Origin of the sequence: Pectobacterium carotovorum (genome assembly GCA_016415585.1) — a bacterium.
In the GTDB taxonomy this organism is placed as follows: Bacteria; Pseudomonadota; Gammaproteobacteria; order Enterobacterales; family Enterobacteriaceae; genus Pectobacterium; species Pectobacterium carotovorum_K.
In genome coordinates this window covers 3,752,507-3,778,745 of sequence record CP066552.1, presented here as the reverse complement: position 1 = coordinate 3,778,745, position 26,239 = coordinate 3,752,507, and the positions used below count along the sequence as shown (strand labels likewise).

Below are 26,239 nucleotides of genomic sequence, written 5' to 3'. Positions count from 1 at the left end.
GATTCAGTCTAGCTACTGCCTTCTTGATGGTAATTTCTAAGCAGAGGCGGCAATTTATTTGATATAATTTAAATGTTTTCTTAGTGAAGTTATATTGATTTTAGAATTTATATGATTGAATTTTTCTAATTATTTTTGCACTATATTTTTCACAAAGTGAGTTTATGAATAAAGGCTCAACGCTTGCGCAGTATGATAAATATCCTTGAAGATATTTTCTTTTATCGGTTGGCAACGTCTCCCATTTATGTATTAAACTACGAATCTCTCTCTTTTTATCTCTGCCGATTGATATGTTTCCTTGATTAGTTATAGTTAGACCCGTTACCAACATTCTTCTCTTTTGAGATGAATGTAAGGTTTTAGATGTGTTTATGATTAAGTTTTTTGGGTATTCTAAGTTTCTTAAGACAGCTATAACTTTTTTGGGCACTTGGTTTAATATGTTTGGGGTATTCGTTGAAAGGTAAATGTCATCTGCATACCTGCTATACGTTAAAGCATCATGATTACATATTCCTTCTATTGCTCTATCGAGTTTTTCACATACTAAATTAGAAAGCATAGGAGATGTTACAGCTCCCATAGTCAATCGTCCTTTATAACAAACTAGCTTCAAAAAAAGTTCCGTGTCGTCATCTATCCAAGTAGAAGATAATTTATTTTCTTGTAAATAAAGGAATATGTCATTGTGTGTAATAGATTTGAAAAAATTAACAAAATCCAATCTAAGTAAATATTTATTATCTTTATGCAATTCTGCATTTAATTTTACTGTTGACCCATTTCGATAAGCAGTACAGGCATTGTGAACAGGCATTTTTGTTAGAAAATCGTCATGCAATACTCTTTGAAGTAACTTTAACTCTTTATTTGGTTGATAGATTACCCTTGTACCGCCGTTTTTTTTAGGAACACTGAATTTGTTATAGCAATCGCTAGAACTATCTGCAAGATTAAGTATGAACTGCTTTGTTAATATCAAGTTTTCCGAAAGATGTTCAATCAGCATTTTTCATAACCTTACTTAGTTCTTTTTTAAATGAAGGAATCATGATTAAATCAGAAAGAGCTCTGGCTCTCCCTCGAAGGATTTTAACTAACATTTTTTTCGTGGACTCATGATTAAAGAACTTATCGAAATCAACACAAGAGTAATAATTTTTTTCATCGATTTGTGTTTTCTTAAATAATCCTAGAGCAATCCCAAGCGATAACATAAAACTGATATTTTTTTTATTTCCATCGCGTAACTTTATTATCTCTAATGAAATGTTAGATATTTCTTTTTCCCCTATAGGGCCAAGCGATGCAATGACGAACAAAAGGAAAAATAGTAAAACTTTAGGTGAGTAATTATATATACCATGAAGGTTGTTTCTTGATACAGAGGATTTAATTTGTCTGTTCAATCTATCATTAATTTGTGGTATACACGTTAGTATAGTTTTGAAATCAGTATATATTGTGGGGCTAAATTTTGAGTCATTGTTGATCCACATTACTGGACCAGTGTTTATAAATGATGCATGCCTTTCAAATTGTCGATCCAAAATAGGAAGTAATTTTTTTCTTAGGCTAGGGCTTAAAGAAAAAGCACCTAATTCCGCTACTGTGCCAAAGCTTTCTACTAATATAATAACGATATCTGAAATATCAGCTAACCACTCTTCTAATGCTAATGCATTAACATTTTTACCTTTATCATTGGAGCTAATCACTTCCCATGCAAGTTCCGCTCGGAAAGTTAAATACTCTTTATGATGTCTTTTTATATAATGCTCAAGAAATCCTCTATTCTTACAGGTTTTATCTTCCCCGCCACATATGAAAAGAATTTTAGGTAACGAATAATTTAATTGATTCAGCTCGCTAGGTGAGAAGTTTTTAATGAAATCTTTTCTTGCGTTAAGGTATTTTGGATGCCTAAACCACATAAATAATTGCCCTTACATAGGTTACGAGGCGTGAGCTCGAGACGTGGCTCGAGGATGAGATCCTCGTGACGCGGCTCGATCTTGCGACGAGAAACCAAACAATATAATCGGGTCGGCTAAGCACCAACCGCAAGAAATGCAATAAGCACTTCCAGACTAAGGGTGTTTTAAAAGTAACACTAAAAATTAGTTATTGGAAGAGAAATTAGAATCCAGTTAATCAACGTATCCAATGATGCGTTGCACCAGAAGCTAGACTTACACTGCGCCAAAATTTCTTTATGAAGCTACTAACGCGCTACGCTTGTTGGCTCCAGAATGAATTTCTATACCATAGAAATTCATTCTGGAGCATAGAAATTTATATATGGCAAACATATGTCTCAAAACACTCTTTACTGTAGCAATAGCAATTATCTAGGTAGGAATGTAGACCATTAATTACCGAAGACAGTGAAGTGAATCTCTTTTCAATTTTACCACTTCATTATGGCTACCTCTCGCCTCATCATGTCGTCCCATGTTCTCGCCCCATAGTATAGGGCGAACGGATGAGGCGAGAACATGGGGCGAAAGAACGTAGTCGCTTTACGACCATGTGCCGGAAGGTATGCTTTCCGGCACGAACGGCGTGCGCCAGTTCATGCGGGCTGGACGCCCTTATTGCCTGGCTCATGGGGGTAATGTCGCGGCTGGACGCCACGCCAAAACCCCCAAGGTCAACGGCGGCACACCGTCACGCGCTACGCGCGACCAACCCCTTTAAGACGCGCGTTTAGCCTGTTATTTCTCTTCCTCGCAGGCTCGGTGCGAAATAACGGGAAACTCAGCTTTAAATGGGTTGGTCGCGCCACGCTACCGGCTTATGGCCGGAGACTTACCCTCAGTGTCAGCATAGTTGTCACCCCCTCTGAAAATAAACGCGAGGGTGATGGAGTGACAAATGAAACGTATTTCCCCTGAACGAAAATCCGGAATACTGGCAAAACTGCTGCCGCCCTACAATATGACCGTGGCTGCTGTTGCACAGATGGAAGGAATATCCGAAGCTACCCTCTATAACTGGCGAAATCAGGCTAGATCAGAGGGAAAACCCGTGCCCAGAGCAGAGAAAACAACAGACCAGTGGTCAGCAGATGCGCGCTTTGCCGTGATAGTCGAAACCGCCACACTCAGTGAGGCAGAAATCGCGGAATACTGCCGTAAGAAAGGACTCTACCCGGAGCAACTTGTTCATTGGAAACAAGGTTTTATGCAGACTGAAAATCCCGATGATAAAGCAGCCCTCAAGCAGAGTCAGAAAGAAAACAAACAGCTAAAGAGAGAACTTCTCCGTAAAGAAAAAGCCCTTGCGGAGGCGGCAGCCATACTGGTATTGCGAAAAAAGCTCACAGACTACTACGGGGAAACCGACGGGGACGACTGACACCTGAAGGTGAGCGACAGCAGTTTATTCTCTGGATAAATGAAGCGGTAACCTCGGGAGCGCGACTGGCCATTGCCTGCCGTGAAGTCAACATCAGCCTGCGTACCTGGCGACGCTGGCAGTACTTTCCCCGTGACCGGCGAGCTGAGGCGGTAAGACCCGTGCCGTTTAATCGGCTGAGTCCGGAGGAAGAAAACCGGATACGGGGTGTCTGTCATGAACCGGAATATGCCAGCCTTCCCCCCTCACAAATCGTGCCGCGTCTGGCCGACAGGGGTATTTACCTGGCCAGTGAGTCAACATTCTATCGGGTGTTGCGTCGCTCAGGTGAAGTCCATCGCAGAGGACGTCAGGCACGGCAGCAGAAGGTATCAGCACCGACAACCTTTATAGCGTCTGGGCCTTGTCAGGTGTGGTCGTGGGACATCACCTGGCTACCCTCTGTAGTGCGTGGTCGCTGGTTTTATCTGTATATGATACTCGACCTGTACAGCCGAAAAATCACCGGTTATGAGGTGTATGAGACGGAAAGTGGTGAACAGGCAGCGGCACTGATGCAACGTAGCGTGATACGGGAAGGCTGCTGGCGTCAGCCCCTGGTGTTACATGCTGATAATGGTGCGGCGATGAAATCGCAGACGCTGCGGATGAAACTACATGAACTGAATATCACAGCGTCTCACAGCAGACCGCGAGTCAGTAATGATAATGCGTATGCAGAGTCGCTGTTCCGGACGCTGAAATATGTCCCACAGTGGCCGTCATCAGGGTTCCGAAGGCTGGAGGATGCCCGTCACTGGGTGAATCAATTTATCCGCTGGTATAACGAAGAGCATCGTCACAGTGGAATACGCTATGTGACGCCGGCAGAACGACATCGTGGTGAAGACAGAGCTCTGCTGACCCAGCGGGATGAACTGTATAGTCAGGCACAGAAAGCGCATCCTGAGCGCTGGTCAGGGAAGACAAGAAACTGGCAGCCGGAAGGCCCGGTAACGTTGAATCCGGAACGGGAAAAACAGGCGGCTTAAATTAACCAAGGGTGCCAACTACCTTGACACTTACCGCTTAGCGGCGACGGTGTGCGGGGCTAACGCCCCCCAAATAAACCGACGCGTGGGCGCGTCTTTTTGCTCGCTGGGGCGGCAAAATTTATTCGGCTCCCCCCGACCAGCTCGATTCACTTGGGGTGAACGCTCGCCAGTGGGTTCGGGCGACGCAAATTAGCCATTTCTGCGAAATTGAATTTACTCGCCTTACGCCACTTTTTAATCCATGCTGGGTGCATGAATTAAAAAGCCTAAAATCGTTACGTTCTGTGCCAGACCTACCCAGATACTGCCCAGCTTTTTCGTGTGGGATGATTGTATTTACTATGTGGTGAGTTCTTTTATTACATACAACAAAGAGCCTGCCGTTATATGCAGCAGAACGGCAGGGTAATCTTCGCGATTATTATCATCCTCTAATCTGAAATTCCATTTCTGTATTTCCTGTGCTGCCCATTGTTATACCGCGAAGGCCAGATCTCTTCAGGACGTCTATGCAAGGCTTCGGCAATTAAGCGTTCTCCTTTAGGCCAATGTCGTGTTAGTGCGTTTGCCAGTGTGGACGATGCGAGTCCCGCCTCTCTGGAAACCTCTGCCAGCGTTGTACCTCTTTTTCTTAAACCAGCGATGATATCTGCCGGATGCCAGTCTTGTTCAATCATCGGAAGTTACCCATGGTTATGGCTTATAGATAGAGCCAGAGAAGAATTCTCTTCTGGTTCTGCCCGTGCTTGCTTCATCTTTAGTAACTCTAAAGATAATGAATCTTAAGGAATGCTAAAGATGCTGTCAACTTAGTCACCAGTGGCAGATCCTTATGATCCCTGAACGTCTTAAAAATGCGAGGTTACGGGCTAATCTGACGCAAGAGCAGCTTGGCGTATTAGCTGGCATTGGAGAAGAGACGGCCTATTCCCGTCTCTCACAGTATGAGAGTGGAACGCATACGCCGTCGTTTAAAACGGCTTGTGCTTTTGCGCACGCATTGAACGTACCGGAGAGCTATTTCTACACGGTGGACGATGACTTTGCCGAGGCGCTTCTGAAGTTGTATGTCGGTGATACCGTTCAGTGGCAACGCACACCAAATGGCAGATAAATAGTAAACGGCACGAAGTTCGCAATCATCTTTATAAACTCTAAAGAAAATTCATATTGAGGAATGCTAAAGATTATCGCAATACATCAACTGCCGGTAATAACTGAATGATTCCTAAGCGTTTGAAGGCAGCCAGATTAAGAGCGAATCTCACGCAGGAGAAGCTTGGTGTACTGGCTGGTATCGAAGAGGCGACCGCCTATTCACGGCTGTCTCATTATGAAAATGGCACGCATAAACCCACGTTTGAACTCGTCTGCGAATTTGCCCGTGTGCTCAATGTACCGGAGTGCTACTTTTACATTGTTGACGATGAGTTTGCGGAAGATGTGCTGAATTTGTACCTTGATCGAGTTCGTCGCAAAGAAAAATAACACGTCTCCGATTTCACACCATCACTTGCTTATGGTGTGAAATCGGAGAAAAACACGGCTTCATATTATCACCCAATCGCCTTCAGTCCCCGGATTCCGCCTTCCAGCACGCTGCCATTATCCGCCGCTTTCACAAAGTCGGCCCACCATTGCATCATTGGGCGGCGTTGTTCAAGGTAGTCGCTGCGATTATAGGCTCGGCGTACTTCATTCTTATCCACATGGGCGAGAGCGGCTTCGATAACATCGGGCAGGAAGCCTTGCTCATTGAGTGCAGTGCTGGCAATTGAGCGCATTCCGTGTGATACCAGAATGCCGCCCAAGCCAGCACGTTTTAGTGCGGCATTGACTGTCTGACTATTCATTGGCTGTAACGGCTTAATACGGCTGGGAAACACATATTCCCGATGGCTGCTTAAAGGCCGCATAAGTTCCAGAATAGCTAATGCCTGTTCTGAAAGTGGAACGATATGTACCCGCTTCATTTTCATGCGTTCTGCTGGAATACGCCATTCCCTAGCGTCCAGATCGATCTCTTGCCAGCGTGTATCGGACGCTTCAGCAGGACGGGTAAGGGTGAGAAGTTGCCACATAAACAGACAGCGGGTTGGTAACTCGATATTTGCCAGCCGCATCGTTTGCATCAGTTGCGGTAGTTGATCCGGTCGGATGCTGGGCATGTGTTTTTTCTGCGGTTTCTCGAATGCTTTGCTGATGTTGACGCTGGGAGCGGCATCAATCAAACCAACGTTCATGGCATAGATCATCACCTCATTAATCCGCTGACATAAGCGCCTTACTGTTTCCAGTGCGCCTCTGGCTTGTACAGGTTGGATAGCCTGCACCAAGGTACGTGCTTTAATGTCTGTAATACTCATTTCACCGATGGCAGGAAAGATATCCTTTTCGAGTGAGCGCCAAATATCTGAGGCATAGTCAGCGGTGATGCTGCTCTTTTTTAACTGTAGCCATTGTTCAGCAACAATTTTAAAGGGGTTGGATTTGGCTTCCAGTGCTTGCTTGCGTAGGGAATGTTGGTGTTCGTAAGGATCGATATCTTTTGTCAGAAGGGTTCGAGCTTCGCGGCGACGTTGCCGAGCATCGGCTAGGGTAATTTCGGGATAAGGGCCAAACGTAAGTTTGGCTCGTTTTTGGGTGAAAGGGCGAAAATAGCGGTATTGCCAGACTTTCTTACCGTTGGTTTTGATCAGCACTTGCAGGCCTTCACCATCATGTAGCGTGTAATCTACTTCTTTAGGCTTGGCGGTTTTTATCTCTGTATCCGTGAGCGGTTTTGTCAGACGAGCCATAGGTACCTCTACGATTTAGGTACCCGATAGTTAGGTACCTAGCTGCTGGGTACCTAACAAGGTACCTAAAGGCACCGGAAGTCACAAGACATTCGAAGATGTCTAAGGACACAAAAAAGCCCGCGGGGCTTGCGCCATGCGGGCTTTTCGTACTTCATCGGACTTATCTGGTAATACCCGATGTCTAAATTGGTGGAGCTGGGGGGATTTGAACCCCCGTCCGGAACCACTCTACCGTCGGTACTACATGCTTAGTCTATCTTTACATTCGCTTGCCAGCTGCGAATAGACACGCCACTAACAAACTAGCCTGATTAGATTTAGTGCTTCAACCCCAGGCAAGGCATCCACACGATCTCTTTTGGGTTTGACCTCTCTTGATCCCCGTCCTAAGAGCGGAGGCTAGGGAGAGAGGGCTCAAAGCAGGTTATTAAGCTGCTAAAGCGTAGTTTTCGTCGTTTGCGACTATTTTTTTGCGGCTTTTTACGAGGCAAACCGCCCCTCGGCATGCACCTTGGGCTTTGCAAATCCCGTCGAATCCAGAATCAGCCCCCAAGAAACTGTCGCCAGTATACCAGAACTTACCGCCGTTAAGCCAGTGGCTTAGCGATTGGCGTTCTTCATGATACGGGCTTTGTCTAACTTCCATTCACGTTCTTTGATGTCATCACGCTTGTCGTGATCTTTTTTACCTTTCGCCACGCCAATTTTGACTTTGCTCCAGGCGTTTTTCCAATACATGGACAGCGCAACGACCGTATAGCCATCGCGACTGACGCGGCCAAACAGCGAATCCAGCTCGCGTTTGTTGAGCAGGAGTTTTCGCGTGCGTATGGGATCGCACACAACGTGTGATGAAGCCACATTCAGCGGCGTGATCGTTGCGCCAAACAGGTAAGCTTCACCGTTCATGAAGGTGACATAGCTGTCGCTGAGGTTTGCTTTGCCTGCGCGCAGTGATTTGACTTCCCATCCTTGCAGCGCAAGGCCGGCCTCAAATTCTTCCTCAATGAAGTATTCGTGACGGGCGCGCTTGTTCTGCGCAATGGTGGCGGAACCGGGTTTGTATGCTTTTTTCTTTGTCATAGTGCCGTCATTATACTGGATGTCATTGGGAATGAAATCCCCGCCGTGCGTCCGTGTCGTGGTTAATGATATCGTGCGATAAGCTTCGCAGAATTTTTGTCTGTCGGGCTATCAATGCTATTATTTTGCGCGTTTTATGAATCACGGAAAATAGTATGCCAAAGATAAGTCGTTCCGCACTGGTGCCGTTCAGCGCTGAACAGATGTACAAGCTGGTGAATGATGTCGCTTCCTACTCCGCGTTTTTACCGGGCTGTACGGGGAGCCGCGTGCTCTCCTCCTCAGAAGGGGAAATGACCGCCGCAGTGGACGTTTCCAAAGCCGGTATTAGCAAGACTTTTACCACCCGTAACTCGCTGACGCATAACCAGAATATCAATATGCAGTTGGTTGATGGCCCGTTCCGTCAGTTGGGTGGCGACTGGCATTTTACGCCGCTGAGCGCTGATGCTTGTAAAGTCGAACTGCATCTGGAATTTGAATTCACCAATGCCTTGATTGAACTCGCTTTTGGCAAAGTATTCAAGGAGCTGGCGGGAAATATGGTGCAGGCTTTCACGCAGCGAGCAAAAGAGGTCTACAGTGTCCGCAATGCAGGTTGATGTGGTCTACGCGTTGCCGGAACGTCAGTATCTACGCACGGTGAAGCTGGAAGAGGGTAGTACGGTTGAGCAGGCGATTGTGGCATCGGGTCTGCTGGAGCTGCGCCATGATATCGATTTGCAGGTGAATAAAGTCGGTATTTACAGCCGTGCTGCGAAGCTGGCCGACGTTGTTCAGGATGGTGACCGCGTGGAAATTTATCGCCCGCTGATTGCCGATCCGAAAGAACTACGCCGTCAGCGGGCGGAGCGTGCTAAGAGCAAATCCTGAACGATGTCGTTGAACGGCACATGACGTTTTACTGAGCGTCCTTATCGAAATGCCCTTACAAAAAAACACAGGCAAACCTGAAGTGTTCAGATTTGCCTGCTGTTATACCCGCTAGACATCAAGCCGCGTGTGCGTTGGCTTCCTTCAAGTACTCCGCCCATTGTGGGCTTCGTCTTAATGTACCGTTTCGGGCAGCCAGGAGCGTTCATCCTGATTCAGCAGAACGACATTGAAAGCATTAATCCAGCGCGGGCTTGTTGTTGATGTTGGTTAACACGCCACTGCCGCTGAAGGTGAGCGTCAGCGTCTGCTGTTTTACCGACTCATGACCAGGCTGCTGGCGGAAGACGTAAAACCAAGTATCGCTGCCAAACGGATCCTGCATCATAGGAGTACCCAGCGTATAAGCGACCTGTTGTTTGGTCATGCCGGTGTGAATTTTTGCAACGTCAGCCGGTGCCAGATAGTTTCCCTGATTGATGTCCGGCCGATAGACCACCTTTTCTAGTGTGGAACAACCGGCAGTCAGCATAACAACCACCGCGGCGACGACAGTCAGCGTTTTACAGCGCATAGTGATTACATTCCTTAAGGGCATAGGTTGCCGATGATAATAGACCTTGCAGGACTTGGAAACCTGCAAGGCGATTGTATGACCTCAGGAAGGTAAAAAAGTTGAGCTTTTTTACCTGTGATGCACCTTTCTTGCCCTGTCGGCGGTGAATTTTAGGCTGCCAGCAATTCTTTGGCATTCGCCAGCGTGTTTTTGGTTACGGCGCTGCCGCCAAGGAGGCGTGCCAGTTCTTGTAGCCGAGCACGCTTATCCAACGGCTGCATCAGGGTTTCTGTTTCTGCACCGTCTGTTTGTTTGCTCACGAAGAAGTGCTGATGACCGCAGCCCGCGACCTGCGGCAGGTGCGTCACGCACATAACTTGCGTAGATTCGCCGAGTTGGCGCAGCATTCTGCCGACGATGGCGGCGGTTGGTCCGCTAATGCCCACGTCAACTTCATCGAAGATCATCGCCGGTGTGTCCATTTTCTGCGCGGTGATCACCTGAATAATCAGTGCGATACGCGATAGTTCACCGCCCGAAGCCACTTTCGCCAGCGTCTGATGCGGCTGACCGGGGTTGGTGGTCACGCGGAACTCGATACTGTCGGCACCGGTGGCCGTCAGGTTGTCCGGTGTAAACTTCACATCAATGGTGAAGTGGCCGTGTGGCATTGCTAGCTCACGCATATTGGTGGTGATGAGTTGTGCCAGTTCGCTGGCATGGTGCTGGCGGCGCACGTGCAGCTGTTCTGCAAGGTGTAGCGCCTGCTGATGATATTCGCCAACGGAAGCGCTAAGCGCATCATGATCGCTTTCCTGCTGCTCCAACTGCTGCTGTTCTTCCAATAGCTGCTGATGGAACGCTGGGAGCGCCTCTGGAGCAACATGGTGTTTGCGTGCCAGCGCGAGTTGACGCGACAGGCGCAGTTCCAGCTCATACAGCCGAATCGGGTCGAGATCCATTTGTTCACTGTAGTGGCGCAGTTCATCGCTGGCTTCGCTAAGTTGAATGCCTGCTTCTTCGAGCATGGACAGCACGCCAGACAGTTTGTCATCCATGCTGATGAGTTCGCCAAGCTGATGTTTTACGCTGTGCATCATACTGATGATGTTCTGCTCTTCGTCTTCGCTCAGCAGTTGCATAGCCTGTTGGCTCATTGTCAGTAGCTGGCCGCTATTCGCCAAACGTTTATATTCAACGTCAATCTGTTCGTATTCGCCGGGCTGTGGGGAGAATTCATTCAGCTCTTTTAATTGGTATTGCAGCAGTTCCCGGCGAGCTTCGCGCTCAATAGCCGCCTGTTGTAACTGCGCCAGCGCGCGGCAACTTTGGTGCCACTGATGCCAAACCTGCTGCATAGCAACCAGCAGTTTCGGTTCATCTGCATAGGCATCCAGCAGGTGTTTTTGATGATCGGGGCGCAACAGCAGCTGATGAGCATGCTGGCCATGTACCTGAATCAGGTGCTGGCCGAGTTCGCGCAGTTGAGACAGCGGCACGGCGGTGCCGTTAATAAAGCCGCGTGAACGACCATCGGCGCTAATCACGCGGCGTAGCAGGCACTCGTTGCTGTCATCCAACTGGTTTTCTTCCAGCCACTGATGTGCCGTCGGCGTATCCGCCAGCGCAAAGCGGGCGCAAATGTCGGCGCGGGCAGCGCCCGGCCTGACCATGCTGGCGTCAGAACGATTTCCCAGACATAAACCGAGGGCATCAATCGCAATCGATTTCCCCGCACCGGTTTCCCCGGTGATCACGCTCATCCCTGACTGAAAATCGATTTCTAATTCGCGCACGATAGCGAAGTTACTGATAGTGAGTTGCGCCAGCATGATAAACCCCTGTATGTAATCACATGTGATTACATACAGTATAAACTGGTTTTATATACAGTAAAGTAGCTGGATAGAATTTTAGAATAATTTTTTTGACCAGCCGAGTTTTGAACTTAGTGTGTTGAAATAGCTATAATTTTTCGGATGGATAAGATTCAGGTAATGTTCGCTGCGGCGAATCAGTACTTCTTCACCCTCTTGCACTGGCAGCGCAATCTGGCTGTCACAACTGATCTCCAGATCGTTGGTAATGCAGGAAAATTTCAGCCGAATCGTGCTGCTGCTGTTGATGACCAGCGGACGGGCGGACAGCGTATGCGGGAACATGGGCACCAGCGCAATCGCATCCAGAGACGGCGTCAGGATTGGGCCGCCAGCGGAAAGGGAATAGGCGGTGGAGCCTGTGGGGGTGGAGATAATCAGGCCGTCTGAACGCTGAGAAAAGGCGAATTTGTCGTCAATATAGACTTCAAATTCAATCATATGTGCGACTTTTCCGGGGTGAAGCACCACTTCGTTAATGGCGGTACTGATGCTGTCGGGCTGGTTTACGCGGCAAACGTGCGCTTCCAGCATGAAGCGCCGTTCGCTTAGGTAATGGCCGTCGAGCACGTCAGAAAGTTGTTGCTGTGCATGGTCAGGATCGAGATCGGTCAGAAAACCGAGGTTGCCACGGTTTACACCGATCACCTTGATGTCATAGCGCGACAGCACACGTGCCGCGCCGAGCATGTTGCCATCACCGCCAACGACAACCGCCAAATCCGCCTGCTGGCCGATGTCAGCAAGGCTACCAGTCGGCGCATCTTTCAGATTCAGTTCACGGGCGATCTGTTGCTCGATCAGAACCGAGTAACCCTTGTCGGTGAGCCAGTGGTAAAGCATCTCATGCGTTGCCAGCGCCGTTGGGTGGCGCGGATGACCGACAATGCCAATACAATTAAACGGCCTGTTCATTGTAAGCGGTGTGTTCATTGCTGTTTTTGTCCTCAGCGTGGTGTATCGGCAGCGGCTGGAACCAATATGTGACTGGTTCCCTTGAATCCCCGATTTTGATCCCCATAATAAGCAACTAGCGAGATTAATGCTAAACCGCGGAGAATTTCATGAGTAGTAAAGAACAGAAAACGCCTGACGAGCAAGTCCTGGATCAAAAGGAAGCAGCAAAAGGGCAGCAAGCGGATGCCACGCCAGAGACGGCAGACGTAGCTGACCCGCGTGATGCGCGCATCGCCGAGCTGGAAACCCAGTTGAGCGAACTGCAACAGCGCGAACGTGACAATATGCTTCGCGTCCGTGCTGAAGCCGATAACATTCGCCGCCGTGCGGAAATGGATGTTGAGAAAGCGCATAAATTTGCGGTAGAAAAATTTGCCAGCGAAATGCTGCCAGTTATCGACAATCTGGAACGTGCGCTGGATACGGCGGACAAGGCCAATGAATCACTGGCTGCAATGGTTGAAGGTGTTGAACTGACGCTGAAATCGTTGCTGGATGCCGTGCGTAAATTTGGCATCGAGGTTGTGGGTGATGTGGGTGTGCCGTTTAACCCAGAAGTGCATCAGGCTATGACGATGTTACCTTCGGCCGATCACCAGCCGAACCACGTCATGATGGTCATGCAAAAAGGCTATACGCTGAACGGCCGTTTGCTGCGTCCAGCGATGGTTGCGGTATCAAAAGCGCAAGACTAATACACGCACCCTGTTTACAACGTAGCTTTATTCCGAACCCCGTGCCTACCGCATGGGGTTTTTTGTTTATATGCCCCGTCATACTGAATTATTTAGTGTACATTTTGTTAAGATTTGTTTGATAAAAAAGATGTTTTTTAGGTTTTGAATGACTCATCATCATTAGCTATCAAAAGAATTGGTATTACCACTCTAAATGCACTTGATAATCATTATCATTTTTGTGAGAGTAATAAGACACCAGTGTTAGAAGGGTCATACGATGCCGGGTAGCCGTGTTATTGAGTCAACAAGCCGTACATCAAGGAAGGTTAAACTTTCTTTGATGGGCCCGGCGTTTATCGCGGCGATTGGTTATATCGATCCGGGTAACTTTGCCACTAACATCCAGTCTGGAGCGGCCTATGGCTATACGCTGCTGTGGGTGGTGGTGTGGGCGAACCTGATGGCGATGCTGATCCAGCTGCTGTCCGCCAAATTGGGGATCGCAACAGGTAAGAACCTGGCGGAACATATCCGCGATCGCTTTCCGCGTCCGGCCGTTTGGGCGTATTGGGTGCAGGCCGAAATTATTGCGATGGCGACCGATCTGGCCGAGTTTATCGGTGCGGCGATTGGTTTCAAGCTGCTATTGGGCGTGTCGCTGCTGGAAGGTGCGATCCTCACTGCCATTGCCACCTTCCTGATTCTCATGCTGCAACAGCGCGGGCAAAAGCCGCTGGAGATGGTCATTGGCGGCCTGCTGCTGTTTGTGGCGGCGGCGTATATTGTCGAATTGGTCTTCTCTCAGCCGGAGTTGTCCGCATTAGCCAAAGGCATGGCAATCCCAAGTCTGCCTACCTCCGATGCCGTGTTGCTGGCCGCGGGTGTGTTGGGGGCGACCATTATGCCGCATGTGATTTACCTGCACTCTTCCCTGACGCAGCATGAGGGCAACCATACTCGTGCCGAACGTTATTCGGCAACGAAAGTCGATGTCGCGATTGCGATGACCATCGCCGGATTCGTCAATTTGGCGATGATGGCAACGGCCGCGGCGGCGTTCCATTTCAGCGGCAATCAGGATATTGCCGATCTGGATAAAGCCTACCTCACGCTGGAGCCGCTGCTGGGTAAAGCCGCCGCGGTCATTTTCGGTCTGAGTCTGGTGGCGGCGGGTCTGTCTTCTACCGTTGTCGGTACGCTGGCGGGGCAGGTGGTGATGCAAGGATTCGTGCGTTTCCATATTCCACTCTGGGTACGTCGCACGGTGACAATGTTGCCATCGTTTATCGTGATTCTGTCCGGTATGGATCCGACGCGCGTGCTGGTGTTGAGCCAGGTTGTGCTGAGCTTCGGGATTGCGCTGGCGCTGGTTCCCTTGCTGTCCTTCACCGGCAACCGTGAATTAATGGGAACGATGGTGAACGGCAAATGGGTACAGCGCATCGGCCAACTCATTGTGGTGCTGGTGGTTTCCCTGAATATGTATCTGCTGATTGATACGATGTTGGGGATATAATTCTGGGGGAGCGGCACATTTCTCTCTACCGAAATTGTGCCACGTTATTGATCCAGCGTGGCCTTACCAACATAGTGTGGCCCTTCCCATAGCGTCCATTCGCCGATGCAAGAAAGTGTTTCAAGTTGCTCTGCGGAAGCGATAACAGTGACGGTGGCTGAGGTTGTTTCTCCGGAGGTGATTTCACCGTCAAAATGAAATTGCCCCATAAAATATGCTCCGCTGATCGGGTCTTTATGGTTAGGTCGATAGCCAGAGCGGCAGGGTGAGCGTCTTATTGATTCAGCGGCTAAACATAGCCTTACTTTAAACTCAGCGGTTTTATGTTTTACCATCACGACACCAGTTCAGAAAAACGCTTAACAGTTCTGCCAGATTACTGACGCCGCAAAAGCCAATAAATTGCAGATTTTCCGTTTTGCAAAATATCCAGTCGCTGCCTTCTGAATGTGCACTACGACTTAGAGATGTAAAAGGCTTATCAGCAAGTGAGGTTTCAGCCAGATCTATTTTTACTCTCCAGCCTGGGTTGTCCAGTGTATCGATGCTAATGCCGAATGCGTGCTCCCACTTCCCGTTACACTGCGCCTGATACCACCGTTGAATCTCCTGTAACTCGTTCATTAATCATTGTCTCATGAGTATTCAATATGGGGTTTCTTCATGGTTTGCTGGTGTTTCAGCATCGGGAAAGATTTCCTGTAATTCCACTCGCTTGCAGATGACAAATCCAGAATCAAACAGTAATGCTTTAACGTCACTTTTCATTTCAACGGATGGAACGAAGCGGGTTGTAAGTACGCTGGATAACGCTTCTTGATAAGCATCCAGTAAGGGTTTAGGCCCTTGCGCGAGTAATCCATTGCCATTATTGCCGAATGTCGGCTCGTCCTGATGCCGATAAGCGTTGATATAGCGGTTCATCGGGCGCCAGTCGTTGAGAATACGTGTGTGAACACTCCAAACTCGCCCAAGTAGTTCGTAGCTTGATGCTGCTGCTGTGGTGGAATAGTACAACCCACCTCTCGGCGCGTTGTAGTCCCACAATAGTGGATGCTGATCGGTAAAGGTCAGCTCGCCTGAACTAGCAGGTTGAATGTCATGTTCGACAACGCCACAACAGCAAATAATAAAATGACGAAGATAAGATTCAGGTGGTTCACAGTACACTGAGCAATGGTTCTGCTCGTCATAACGCCAGTTATCACAGCAAAAATGGATCGTTAGTGTATTTGTGCTGGTGTACTGCACGCTGGAAATATAGCCATTTAAGTCGTCGTACAGCGCATCGGCTAACTGTTCAATATCCATATTTTTTATCCTTTAAGCTGCGGACTCCCAGAGGAAGTGCAGGTATTCCTGTTCATATTCGGCAAATACGGATATCAGCATAAACGCATTGCGGTTAAACATGGTTAATCCATATCAGATTTATCGGAAGGTTTCCCTACTGCCTTCCTCAACTCCGTCACTGGCACGCCGCCGATCCCCCAGTTGTCCGTTTCAACTTCATCAATCACGACCACGGTGGTTTTCGGGTTCTTATTTAGCACATCGACCAGCAACTGGGTGACGCCTTCAATCAACTGACGCTTTTGTTCAGCGGTGACGCCTTCATTGGTGATTTTGATGTTGACGTATGGCATAGGTTCTCCGGGGTTATGGCGATGGGCGGCGGCGCGGTAAGCAGAGTCCGTCAGAATATTCATAACGCTATGCTCATAGCAATAAATGATGATGCTATCTTGCCCGAGTTCACACTAAATAAAAGTGAACATTAATGAGTTGGTTAATGAGACTGAGAGAATGTTTATATGGCGTGGTGAGAATTTTTAGCTTATGCACAGTTTTGTTAGTACTGGTGTTAGATTTTTTTCATCAATGCACATTTATGAAATATTTTTAGGTGATTTTTTAGTTTCAAGACTAATTGTTTCTATTTTTATTATTATTTGTATTGATTTCTTAATGGAGAGGTTTTATGTCGATTTTTATAAAATAAAAAATGCGCATTTATCTGGTTTTTAATAATGAAAGTTTTTAGTTAATACTGAATTTTTTTTCATCTGTAATGAAATTGAAACATAAATGTACAATAGTTTATATGTTTAGGGAAACAAGACTCGTTTCCATCTATGTGGCTGAATGGGTCAGTATTAGAAGATAAAACACAGTTAGAATTTCAGTCGCCTACATCCTGCCTTACGTCTACCATTCAAGTTGACAGGCTTGTTTTTTCGATGAAATCTGTCAATAGTAGTTTGTATGGTAAGTTATTTTTATGTAGGCCGCGATAATCTCATTGCTGTCTGGACTACACATGAAATTAGAATTTAAAACTAAATCTGACACACTTGCTGCTCTGTATCGTAATCTTAAATTCGCCAATATTTTGCCGAGCTATTCTTTCACTGTTCATGAATGGATATCTAACCGGCACGAAGTGATAGAGCACGTACTTGAAAATGACAGCCTCACATCTGATATTATCGTTCGTTCAAGCTGTACTCTTGAAGATACTTATTCTGGGAGCCGTGCCGGTGCTTTTCACTCAGCAAGAAGTTCACGAAAAGAGCATTCAATAACTAAGACGGTTAATGCTGTAATTGATTCTTATGGTCGTATTAATGCATCTGATAAGGTTCTTGTTCAGCCCTTTCTGAAAGGGACTAAAATGAGTGGGGTTGCGTTTAACCGCGATCCTCGGACCGGCTCACATTATGATGTCATAAATTATACTTTTAATGATGATACGTCTTTAGTTACATCTGGGCGTGGTACCGATCTGCAGACATATATCTCATCGCATGATACTGAGGCTAGGCATAGTGAGTTAAAAGGCGTAATTCTTCTTCTACGAGAACTAGAATCTCTTTATGGCGAGCAACCTCTGGATATAGAATTTGCTGTCGATTCTTCTCATCAATTGGTTTTATTACAAGTCAGGCCATTTGTTGGTGTTCCTATCGCCAGAGTGGAAGTATGCAGGCATCGTCAGCTCTTACGTGAAATACAGGATGCGACCTTAGAGTTTCTGGCTCCAGATTCACGGCTCTCTGGGCAAAAAGGGTTATTGGGGATTATGCCTGATTGGAATCCCGCCGAAATTCTTGGCGCTCGGCCTCGTCGGTTGGCGCTATCTTTATATCGGTTTTTGATAACGGATACCGTGTGGGCAATTGAGAGAAGAAAATATGGCTACAGAGATACACGATATATTCCATTGATTGTGAGTTTGCATGGTATTCCATATGTAGATGTACGTGCGAGCTTCAATTCGCTCGTACCAGCGGAGCTTTCCCAATCTATTTGTGATCGGTTTGTCTCATCTTGTTTGCAAAGGTTAACTGATAATCCCCAATTACATGACAAGGTGGAGTTTGAGGTTATTCCTACTTGCTATACTTTTGATATTGATTCCAAACTCGATAAGCTCTTGGATATCACTTCAGAAGATAAATTATCTATCAAACGTGCTCTGTTGAATCTTACGCAAAGCTATCTTTCGGGTAATGGTCGAAAAAGGATTGCCTCCGATCAGGCTAAGCTCAACAAACTTATGCAATTACAAAGAGAAGGCGAACAATCCAGCATTTCTGATGTAGCGCGGATCTATCAAACTCTGGTTGAGTGCAGAAAGTATGGGACGGCCCCTTTTGCAGGATTGGCGCGTGCAGCGTTCATTGGCATGGATATTCTGAGATCGGCTGTGAATAAAGGCATTATTTCCGATCGGACATATTCTCATTTTTTGGCTTCACTCAGAACTCCCGCCTCTCGGCTTCTTGAGGACATGTCTCGTCTTGAACGGGATGATTTTTTGAGAGTTTACGGTCACCTGCGTCCTGGAACTTATGACATAAGAGTTCCTTCTTATTCTCAAGACCCTGAGCGGTACCTTTCATTTGATATGCCATTTAGTAAAAACCGCATCAGTTGGCAGCTTGATCCAAAAGAGGAACTCGCACTGGAATCAGCTCTGGCGAAAGAAGGGCTGATAATCAGTGCCTATTCTCTGATGGAGTTTATACAGCAGGCTATTGTCGCGAGAGAAGAAGCCAAATTTATCTTTAGCCGATCGGTATCACGTGTGTTGGATATCATTCGTCATCTCGGGCTGAAGCTTGGATTTAACGAGGAGGCTCTTTCACACGCTGATATTATGGATATCGTTGAGTCTAGAACAAACAGCCGTGGCCTGAAGAGGACATTGGAAGTGTCGATTTACCGAGGGAAGGAGCACGATACAGAGACACATTCACTTACGCTCCCACCACTTATCGCCGCTCAGGAAGATATTTCTACCTTTCACATTCCAACTGCTCGGCCAAATTTCATAACGAGAAAGATTGCCGAAGGTTACATAAGATCTTCCGATTGCGGGGATCTGAAAGATGCCATTGTAATGATCCCTAACGCCGATCCTGGTTTTGACTGGTTATTTGGGAGAGGTATATTGGCTCTTATTACCGCCTATGGTGGTTCTAATTCACATATGGCTATCAGAGCTGCTGAGCTTGAGGTTCCTGCTATTATCGGGGCGGGAGAAGCGCTTTTTAATGCATGGGTATCTGCTAAAAAGCTTCGTATTGACTGTTCCGTAGAGCGCGTGGAGGTCATCGAATGAAATTTGCTGCTATCACCATGCGTAGTGACATGATTATTAGTCGAGAGGAACAGCGAGATAGTTTGGATATACGCTGGTATCAGTTTCTGAATGCGTTAGACGCTCAACCTATTATCTTACCGAATAATTGCTTTGTTGCCGAGCAGATCCTAGCTTATAGAAAAATTGATTTTATCATTTTGAGCGGAGGGGGGGATATATTTTCTATATCAGGCAACATGACTGAAAGAGATCAGATCGAAAAAATCCTTCTGAACTACTCAAGAAAAAAAAGTATTCCGGTTATCGGAGTATGTCGTGGTATGCAGAAAATGATAGAAGATTGCGGCGGTGAATTATGCAAAATTGAACGGCATACCAATATAAGGCATCAGGTAACGGGGGCTAACTATTCACAAGTTAATTCATTTCATGATTATGGTGTTAAGGAAATACCTGAACAGTTCGTGCCTTTTGTATTGGCTGATGACGGTACTATTGAAGCTTTTTTTAGCAAAGAATTAAAATGGCTTGGATTAATGTGGCACCCTGAGCGGGAGGAACCTTTTTCAAAAATTGATTTGGTTACCATTATGAATTTTTTAAAAGGAGTTAATCCATGCATGGTTTAATACTTGCTGCTGGGCGTGGTTCTCGCTTAGGGGAATTAACTGAGTATGCTCCAAAGTGTATGGTAAAAATTCATGGAGTTAGTCTGCTGGATAGACAGATAAATGCAATGAAGCTTGCGGGAGTGAGCAATGTGGCCGGTGTGACAGGCTATTGCTCTGAGTTAATTAATAGGTATTTTTCACATAATTTTAAAAACAATTACTGGTCAGTAACAAATATTGCAGGTTCATTGTGTTGTGCAGAGGCTTGGCTGAGTGAATGCACAACTATCGTTAGTTATGGAGACATTTTCTATCCTTCTAGTGCAGTATCTTCTTTAATAGATACCCATGAAGATATCGTTTTAGCTTATGATCCTGATTGGTTTTCCTTATGGGAGGCGAGATTCACTGAGCCATTTTCTGATGCGGAAAATTTTCAATTCATCGATGTAGATACGTCTGAGGTATGTGAGGGACATATACCTTTTGATAACGGGAAGGGGATATTAAAGAGCAGAAAGAGAATAACAAAAATTGGTGGCCGTGCTATGCCGAAAGTCAGAGTAGATGGTCAATATATGGGGTTGTTTAAAATAACGCCTAGGGGTTGGAAAGAACTGAAAGCATGCACAAGCGGCCTTGAAGATGGCGTGGTATTTTCACAATTAGATATGACATCACTATTTTCTTTTGCTATCAATAAAGGTGTTAATATTTATGCTGTTCCTATAAGTGGTCCATGGGGAGAGGTTGATCATCCAAGTGATATATCACTTTATGAGAAAATATTCCCTTCTTTTTTAAATTTATAATTCGACAGTTTTAGTGTGATTTTATTTTTGGGGAATACGTCATCTCTTTTTGTGTTTTTATAAAAAATGATCCAATTCTATAATTGGATTTGTCGTGAAATGGATTTTTCCCATAAAAAATAGACGAAAATGGGAATGATATTAAAACGGAAATGATTTTATACGTGTATCAATCTAATTTGATGAATAATAGGAAGAAAATGAAAATACCTTCGCGCCAAGAATGTTACGAGATTTTTGATAAATATTCTGTTCCAAGCCCGATCCGTCGGCATTGTGAAAAAGTGACAGATGTTGGGGGGCTATTAGGGAAACGCCTGCAAGAAGCAGGTGTTGAAGTAGATATGAATTTACTGGAAGCGGGTTGTTTACTTCATGATGCTTTCAAAGCGGCATCTCTTAAATCACTGGAGCCGCGTCCAGAATGGGGCTATGCACCTTCTGAGCGTGAAATAGAAATTTGGTCGGAGCTGCGTGAACGTTATGAAGGTATGCATGAAACCTTGATCGTTGCCGAAATTTTTAAGGATGAATATCCCGAGTTCTCCAACTTCCTGAAGATGATTGGTTCTACCGGTAACCCTTCGTATCTCCTTGGTGGTGTGGAACTTAAAGTGCTGCATTACGCTGACTGGCGGGTTCAACTGGTTGATATCGTCTCTTTCGACGATCGCCTTGCTTATCTTCGCGAAACTTACCGGGAAAGTTGGGAAAAACACGGGGTCTCGTGGGATGAGCGATATGATCAGGAAAAGCGTCTGGAAAAAGAAATTTTTATTCATCTGGATTTTGGGCCTGATAATTTAAATACCGAGCTTGAGAATGCACCCCAAGTAGCCATCGAGGGGAAATATTAATGTTTGAAATTGAAAGAAAATTTCTTATCGCTTCGGATGGATGGCGTGAAAAAATTGTTGATCAGATTCGGATACGGCAGGGCTATCTTACGTCTGATAACACAGCGAACTCGATTCGAGTAAGGACAGTAGGAAAAGAAGCCTGGATTACCATTAAAAGTGTTGGTTACCTAAAACGTCAGGAGTTTGAATATAAAATCCCTTTCGAAGATGGTCAGCAGATGCTTGAAAGCTTGTGTCCTGGTCATATTACCGAAAAGATACGGTATCGTGTCCTTGAAAAAGAAATTATGTATGAGGTTAATATATTTGAAGGCATGAATGCTGGCTTGAATATGGTCGAGGTTGAGCTTTCAAAAGAAGATGAAGTTATTCAGATTCCGTCTTGGGTCGGTCAGGAAGTTACACACGATAACAGATATTATGGTGCCTTTATTGGTGATAATCCATATACCCTGTGGGCGGTTGAAAAATGCTGATGAATGGAATTATTAGTGATAATAATGCAATAAAAGGGATTATTATTGAAGGGGTAGAGTGTAGCGGAAAGACCACACTCATTCAGCGTGTTCGCTCTGATGTCATTTCTTATGACTGCATAATGCTTGGGCACCAAAATGGTCCACAATTTGATCGTTACATGCGAGATTACATGGTTAATGATCGGGTTATATTCAATAGATCGCATTACAGTGAGTTGATTTACAGTCGTTTATGGAAACGAGGGGTTCCTTTCTCTGCGTCAGAGTTAGATGTATTGAATGATTATATTGTTCGGAATTTTATTACTATTCTTTGTACCGCTGATGTCTGTTGTTTGGCCGAACGATACGAAAAAAGGCAATACAAGCAGAAGGTAAATCTGAATGAATTGTCTGAAATTAAATCTATATTTGATGATGTTCTTACTCCCACAGCAGACTATATTTACAGCAGTAATGATGAACTGGAATTAGATAAAGTATTGAATTATGTAAAGGCCAGGTTAGATATTCGTCCCCAGGGCCAAGTAGATCATCTGTCTGATATTGCTATTACGGCTTCTGCTGAGAAACGGTAAATGATAATTACATGGGGGTTGGGAGCATCGCTTGCGCTGCTGGCAGCCTGTACTTCGGCGATTGCTGCAACGACAGGTGTTGGCGGTGTGCTCTTGTTGAGTGCACTTTACATGCTTTTGCCTGACCCACGTCTGGTGATTCCAATGCATGCATGCGTCAGTCTTGTCAGCAATGCGACCAGATTAATTGCTTACTGGCGTTTTATCGATGTGGGAATTTGGGCACGGTACATGATTGGCGCAATTCCCGGAGTGGCTGTTTCGACATTCATCTTGTATCGCTTATTCAGTGATTACGATGCAATATCACCTTACTTCATGATTATAATAGGGATTGTCGTTTGGTGGAGTACGTTATCTGGTTCAAAAAGGAGCGCGATAGAGCGTAGCCCAGCGGTGAATTTTTATGTAGTTGGAGCCTTTTCTGCACCCGTGAGTATGCTTTTTGGCGCTAATGGTGCCGTTTTAGCTCCCTATTTCCTTAAAACAGATATAGGGCGACAAAGGATTGTTGCTACATCCACAGCATGCCAATTTAGTCTCCATCTAATTAAGATTCCAGCAATTTACACGATTATTTATGGGTTGTTTTCAGGTGAAAATAGCAGTGTAGAATATGAATCAGTAATATTGTCAGTATTTTCCATGGTTACTGCATCAATATTAGGCACGCTACTTGGTGGGAAACTGCTAGAAAATCTGAATGAGAGTAAATTCAATGTAATATATAAGACGGCTATGTATTTAATTTCATCAAAGATATTATTTTTCGATGGGGTGTTAAAAATACCGTTTTTTTACTAAAAACCAATAATTAAATATATCAGAAAGGATAAGTATTATGCTATTTGAGAAAAATATTAGCCGTTGGAAACCAATGAAAGAAGTTAATTCACGTGAATTTAAGGCATTGTTACGTCCAGATTTTTTTGAAGGTTCGAGGGAAGAAGGGTACCAAATAGTTTGGGACAGAATTAAACAGGCTAGTTTAGCTCATGGTTTTGGTGTAGAGGATGTATCGGATCCATTCAGTGAAACACACAAAATAAAAGAGTACTTTGATACTGAAGATCTTGCGTTGCGAAAAAGAGGCCTTCTTATCAGACAAAATTCAAAGGTGGTCGATGGTTCAGTAGTTTACCCTGCATCTTTAACGGCAAAAGAGCTGGGAAGAAATACATACCGTGTTCTTGGCACAAGACTGGATTTTGCTGAAGGGATCACAGGGAAAAGCGAGGTTGAGGAAAAAATTGCACTGAACGATGAAGGTGCGCTTGATGGATATGTTGAGATTAAAAGAAAAATCTATCTGAGCCAACCCCGTGAAGCAACGACTCTCAGATACTTTTCGGAGATATTTCCTGAGCTTAAGCATGTCAGAATGGATATTGATACTGAGCTGAAATCTTACCGGATGCACAGCCATCGTATTTATCCAGGGGCTATTATCCTTACGGATAAACGGCGTATAACATTTGATATTGAAGCATGTTTATACGAGGGAGAAACCTCGCCATTTGTTGTTGGTTGCTCATATACCCTCGATACTCCCAAATATCATGATATGAACAAGTCGCACAAGAAAGCAGAGGATTTTCTCTGCTCAGTCATTGAAGGTTCGTGTAAGGATTTAATTTACCCTCGCGCTGGTCGATGGTTGGGCTCGAAATTGTCAATGATGCTTGAGCAGAATACAAACCAAATTTTAGGGTTTGAGAATTTGTAAAATATATCTTTCCTCACGGGTTTATGGTTGAAAGTGCCAGGGGGAGCGTTGTTCTGGATATGGAATTCTGATTAGCTGCGGAAAATGGTGTATCATTATTGCTGCTTTAAAAGCCCTGATCTTGTATCAGGGTAAGAACCTCCCTCTTTCTGTCCTGTTACCTGGGTTAAGCAATAGAACTTCCCCCTGTCATCAATCGCCGAGGTGTTTGCATGTCGTCCCCCATTGATATCATCGAAAAGAAGTTGCTATCTGATAGCTGGTATATCCTGCATAAATATACTTTTGATTTGAAAAGAAATAATGGTGGGGTGGTGCGCCAGATTCGTGAGGTCTACGATCGGGGGGATGGCGCGACAATCCTGCTGTACAACCGGGCGAAAGGCACGGTAATTCTGACACGACAATTCCGAATTCCCACCTACGTCAACGGTAACGAAAGCGGCATGCTGCTGGAAACCTGCGCGGGTTTGCTGGACGACCATTCGCCCGAAGAATGTATCCGTAACGAGGCCATTGAAGAAACCGGTTATGCGATCGGTAACGTAGAAAAATTGTTCGATGCCTACATGTCTCCTGGCAGTGTGACGGAACGATTGCACTTTTTTGCCGCAGAATACGATGAGTCGCTACGAAAAAATGCGGGTGGTGGTGTGGAAGATGAAGATATCGAAGTGCTGGAACTGCCATTCAGCGAAGCTATCGCGATGATGAACGATGGTCGTATTAAAGACGGCAAGACCATCATGCTGTTACAGCACGCGATTATCCGCGGTTGGTTTGCAAACTGAGGCTATGATGCTGCAACCGCGATATTGTGCTCGCCTATTGGGAGCGCTTTATTTTTCCGGTGTGATGCGGACGATATGAATAATCAGGTACAGCATTTCATCGTTAGAAATGTCGATATTGAGTAGGTTATGAATATAGTCTTTGATCAATCGACTGCACTTATAGGCATCAGGATATTCTTTGGTGACTTGCTCAAAAATAAAGTCATCATTTGAATGGATCAGGCTATTTTCCAACAGACGCTGAATAAAGAATTGCATATGCGTCAGGAAGCGGGAGTAGTTAATCGACTCTTTATCAATCACGATATGGAAGTTGTACTGGATGATATTAAAGATATCTTTCAGCATCTTGACCGACTGGAGCGTGTTTTCCATATTCTGGACGTCGGTTTGGGCGTTGACCAAATGAAACGCGATATTGCCTGCTTCCTCTTCGGGCAATTCCAGCTTCATCCGTTGGTTAATGTCGTTGAGTGCCCGCGAGGCAATCGCAAATTCCTGCGGGTAGAACCGCTTTACCTCGTAAAGCAGACGATTTTGTATGCTGATGCCTTTGCGATAGCGCTCAATCGCAAAGCTGATATGGTCGATCAGCGTAAAAAAGACCTGCTCGCTCAAGCGACCATGAAGCTGCCGGTTCGCATCATCAATAATCTTATTCACGATGTGAACATATTCTTCCCCAACGTGCTCAATCAGACGAGCAAATTCGCGTGGCGATGTACCATCCTTGAGAATAAAGGTCTTCTCAATTTTGGCCGGATCGAGAATATCTCCGGTCTTGCTGTTAAAGCCGATTCCTTTCCCCATAACAATGATTTCGTTGTTATCTGCATCGGAAGATAACACCAGGCTATTGTTCAGTATTTTTATTGCTTTTATCGGTTCAGCCATCATGCGTTTCTTAAGTGACTCAGTGGGAAAGTCAGTGGGATAAGCCTGCTTCATGATGTGTCACGTTGCGGGAAATAGGCTTCCTGCAACGTGACATATCCGGCGTCGTGCTCATCCCCGTTTTAACAACGTGTAC

Annotated in this window: 29 protein-coding genes and 1 other RNA gene; 16 read left to right on the top strand and 14 right to left on the bottom strand. The window is 45.7% G+C overall.

All coding sequences use genetic code 11. The features are described 5' to 3' along the window. Positions 1–100: 100 nt before the first annotated feature. Together JFY74_16890 and JFY74_16885 are read right to left on the bottom strand one after the other, a co-directional pair. On the bottom strand, positions 101–1,012 hold the full coding sequence (locus JFY74_16890) for a retron St85 family RNA-directed DNA polymerase (GenBank protein ID QQG27730.1): 912 nt from the start codon (positions 1,010–1,012) through the stop codon (positions 101–103). Beyond that, complete coding sequence (locus JFY74_16885) at positions 1,002–1,937, bottom strand: retron St85 family effector protein (protein QQG27729.1); 936 nt, start codon at positions 1,935–1,937, stop codon at positions 1,002–1,004. Before JFY74_16885 ends, JFY74_16890 begins: the two co-directional genes overlap by 11 nt. A 943-nt stretch (positions 1,938–2,880) precedes the next feature. On the opposite strand from JFY74_16885, the gene JFY74_16880 reads away from it, so the two are divergent. Continuing rightward, a protein-coding gene (locus JFY74_16880) for an IS3 family transposase (GenBank protein ID QQG27728.1) occupies positions 2,881–4,394 on the top strand; the annotation gives its coding sequence in 2 pieces (ribosomal slippage) (positions 2,881–3,328 and positions 3,328–4,394; 1,515 coding nt in all). Between the two features lie 434 nt (positions 4,395–4,828). Here the strand turns inward: JFY74_16880 and JFY74_16875 are convergent. Beyond that, positions 4,829–5,074: a helix-turn-helix domain-containing protein gene (locus JFY74_16875; GenBank protein ID QQG27727.1), complete on the bottom strand. Its 246-nt coding sequence runs from the start codon at positions 5,072–5,074 to the stop codon at positions 4,829–4,831. A gap of 155 nt (positions 5,075–5,229) precedes the next feature. Here JFY74_16875 and JFY74_16870 point away from each other — a divergent pair, with 155 nt between their 5' ends. Together JFY74_16870 and JFY74_16865 are read left to right on the top strand one after the other, a co-directional pair. Next, complete coding sequence (locus JFY74_16870; protein QQG27726.1) at positions 5,230–5,511, top strand: helix-turn-helix transcriptional regulator; 282 nt, start codon at positions 5,230–5,232, stop codon at positions 5,509–5,511. A gap of 107 nt (positions 5,512–5,618) precedes the next feature. Beyond that, on the top strand, positions 5,619–5,885 hold the full coding sequence (locus tag JFY74_16865) for a helix-turn-helix transcriptional regulator (GenBank protein QQG27725.1): 267 nt from the start codon (positions 5,619–5,621) through the stop codon (positions 5,883–5,885). Between the two features lie 68 nt (positions 5,886–5,953). Here JFY74_16865 and JFY74_16860 read toward each other — a convergent pair whose 3' ends face one another. From JFY74_16860 to smpB, 3 genes are all read right to left on the bottom strand, one after another. Then, entirely contained in the window at positions 5,954–7,195 is a 1,242-nt protein-coding gene (locus JFY74_16860) for a tyrosine-type recombinase/integrase (GenBank protein QQG27724.1), read from the bottom strand. Between the two features lie 190 nt (positions 7,196–7,385). Continuing rightward, positions 7,386–7,748: a transfer-messenger RNA gene (gene ssrA, locus JFY74_16855) on the bottom strand. Between the two features lie 50 nt (positions 7,749–7,798). Then, entirely contained in the window at positions 7,799–8,281 is a 483-nt protein-coding gene (gene smpB, locus JFY74_16850; GenBank protein QQG27723.1) for an SsrA-binding protein SmpB, read from the bottom strand. Between the two features lie 155 nt (positions 8,282–8,436). Between smpB and JFY74_16845 the strand changes: the two genes are divergently transcribed. Together JFY74_16845 and JFY74_16840 are read left to right on the top strand one after the other, a co-directional pair. Beyond that, positions 8,437–8,883 carry a type II toxin-antitoxin system RatA family toxin gene (locus JFY74_16845; protein QQG27722.1) on the top strand — a complete coding sequence of 149 codons (447 nt, stop codon included), beginning with the start codon at positions 8,437–8,439 and terminating at the stop codon, positions 8,881–8,883. Continuing rightward, a complete protein-coding gene (locus JFY74_16840; GenBank protein ID QQG27721.1) occupies positions 8,864–9,154 on the top strand; it encodes an RnfH family protein in 291 nt (96 codons plus the stop codon). The genes JFY74_16845 and JFY74_16840 overlap by 20 nt, the downstream gene beginning before the upstream one ends. A 238-nt stretch (positions 9,155–9,392) precedes the next feature. On the opposite strand, the gene bamE is transcribed toward JFY74_16840, so the two are convergent. The 3 genes from bamE to nadK all read right to left on the bottom strand — a co-directional run bounded on the left by bamE (position 9,393) and on the right by nadK (position 12,502). Next, complete coding sequence (gene bamE / locus JFY74_16835) at positions 9,393–9,728, bottom strand: outer membrane protein assembly factor BamE (GenBank protein ID QQG27720.1); 336 nt, start codon at positions 9,726–9,728, stop codon at positions 9,393–9,395. Between the two features lie 152 nt (positions 9,729–9,880). Beyond that, positions 9,881–11,542, bottom strand: a complete 1,662-nt coding sequence (recN, locus tag JFY74_16830) for a DNA repair protein RecN (GenBank protein ID QQG27719.1) — start codon at positions 11,540–11,542, stop codon at positions 9,881–9,883. An 81-nt stretch (positions 11,543–11,623) separates the two neighbouring features. Further along, a complete protein-coding gene (gene nadK / locus JFY74_16825; protein QQG30575.1) occupies positions 11,624–12,502 on the bottom strand; it encodes an NAD(+) kinase in 879 nt (292 codons plus the stop codon). Positions 12,503–12,651: 149 nt separating this feature from the next. Here nadK and grpE point away from each other — a divergent pair, with 149 nt between their 5' ends. Next, positions 12,652–13,239: a nucleotide exchange factor GrpE gene (gene grpE / locus JFY74_16820; protein ID QQG27718.1), complete on the top strand. Its 588-nt coding sequence runs from the start codon at positions 12,652–12,654 to the stop codon at positions 13,237–13,239. Between the two features lie 262 nt (positions 13,240–13,501). Further along, a complete protein-coding gene (locus JFY74_16815) occupies positions 13,502–14,740 on the top strand; it encodes an Nramp family divalent metal transporter (GenBank protein QQG27717.1) in 1,239 nt (412 codons plus the stop codon). Positions 14,741–14,784: 44 nt separating this feature from the next. On the opposite strand, the gene JFY74_16810 is transcribed toward JFY74_16815, so the two are convergent. The 4 genes from JFY74_16810 to JFY74_16795 form a co-directional block, all read right to left on the bottom strand. Further along, positions 14,785–14,949, bottom strand: a complete 165-nt coding sequence (locus JFY74_16810) for a hypothetical protein (protein QQG27716.1) — start codon at positions 14,947–14,949, stop codon at positions 14,785–14,787. A gap of 112 nt (positions 14,950–15,061) precedes the next feature. Further along, entirely contained in the window at positions 15,062–15,364 is a 303-nt protein-coding gene (locus JFY74_16805; protein ID QQG27715.1) for an immunity 53 family protein, read from the bottom strand. Between the two features lie 21 nt (positions 15,365–15,385). After that, on the bottom strand, positions 15,386–16,051 hold the full coding sequence (locus tag JFY74_16800) for a hypothetical protein (protein ID QQG27714.1): 666 nt from the start codon (positions 16,049–16,051) through the stop codon (positions 15,386–15,388). Between the two features lie 104 nt (positions 16,052–16,155). Continuing rightward, positions 16,156–16,386 (bottom strand): 4-oxalocrotonate tautomerase family protein, encoded by a 231-nt coding sequence (locus JFY74_16795; protein ID QQG30574.1) that lies wholly within the window; start codon positions 16,384–16,386, stop codon positions 16,156–16,158. 674 nt (positions 16,387–17,060) lie between these two features. Here JFY74_16795 and JFY74_16790 point away from each other — a divergent pair. The 9 genes from JFY74_16790 (at position 17,061) to nudK (ending at position 25,206) form a co-directional block, all read left to right on the top strand. After that, the gene (locus JFY74_16790) at positions 17,061–19,367 is read left to right on the top strand and encodes a hypothetical protein (protein ID QQG27713.1); all 2,307 of its coding nucleotides are present in this window, start codon (positions 17,061–17,063) and stop codon (positions 19,365–19,367) included. Further along, the gene (locus JFY74_16785; protein QQG27712.1) at positions 19,364–19,978 is read left to right on the top strand and encodes a gamma-glutamyl-gamma-aminobutyrate hydrolase family protein; all 615 of its coding nucleotides are present in this window, start codon (positions 19,364–19,366) and stop codon (positions 19,976–19,978) included. Before JFY74_16790 ends, JFY74_16785 begins: the two co-directional genes overlap by 4 nt. Continuing rightward, positions 19,966–20,772 carry a phosphocholine cytidylyltransferase family protein gene (locus tag JFY74_16780; protein QQG27711.1) on the top strand — a complete coding sequence of 269 codons (807 nt, stop codon included), beginning with the start codon at positions 19,966–19,968 and terminating at the stop codon, positions 20,770–20,772. The genes JFY74_16785 and JFY74_16780 overlap by 13 nt, the downstream gene beginning before the upstream one ends. A gap of 200 nt (positions 20,773–20,972) precedes the next feature. Beyond that, positions 20,973–21,629 (top strand): hypothetical protein, encoded by a 657-nt coding sequence (locus JFY74_16775; GenBank protein ID QQG27710.1) that lies wholly within the window; start codon positions 20,973–20,975, stop codon positions 21,627–21,629. Continuing rightward, entirely contained in the window at positions 21,629–22,108 is a 480-nt protein-coding gene (locus tag JFY74_16770) for a CYTH domain-containing protein (protein ID QQG27709.1), read from the top strand. The genes JFY74_16775 and JFY74_16770 overlap by 1 nt, the downstream gene beginning before the upstream one ends. Next, complete coding sequence (locus JFY74_16765) at positions 22,108–22,689, top strand: hypothetical protein (protein ID QQG27708.1); 582 nt, start codon at positions 22,108–22,110, stop codon at positions 22,687–22,689. Before JFY74_16770 ends, JFY74_16765 begins: the two co-directional genes overlap by 1 nt. After that, positions 22,690–23,493: a sulfite exporter TauE/SafE family protein gene (locus tag JFY74_16760; protein QQG27707.1), complete on the top strand. Its 804-nt coding sequence runs from the start codon at positions 22,690–22,692 to the stop codon at positions 23,491–23,493. Positions 23,494–23,530: 37 nt separating this feature from the next. Then, entirely contained in the window at positions 23,531–24,415 is an 885-nt protein-coding gene (locus tag JFY74_16755) for a hypothetical protein (protein ID QQG27706.1), read from the top strand. 212 nt (positions 24,416–24,627) lie between these two features. Next, a complete protein-coding gene (gene nudK, locus JFY74_16750) occupies positions 24,628–25,206 on the top strand; it encodes a GDP-mannose pyrophosphatase NudK (GenBank protein ID QQG27705.1) in 579 nt (192 codons plus the stop codon). A 48-nt stretch (positions 25,207–25,254) separates the two neighbouring features. On the opposite strand, the gene JFY74_16745 is transcribed toward nudK, so the two are convergent. Then, the gene (locus JFY74_16745; protein QQG27704.1) at positions 25,255–26,103 is read right to left on the bottom strand and encodes a PRD domain-containing protein; all 849 of its coding nucleotides are present in this window, start codon (positions 26,101–26,103) and stop codon (positions 25,255–25,257) included. Positions 26,104–26,239: the final 136 nt, after the last annotated feature.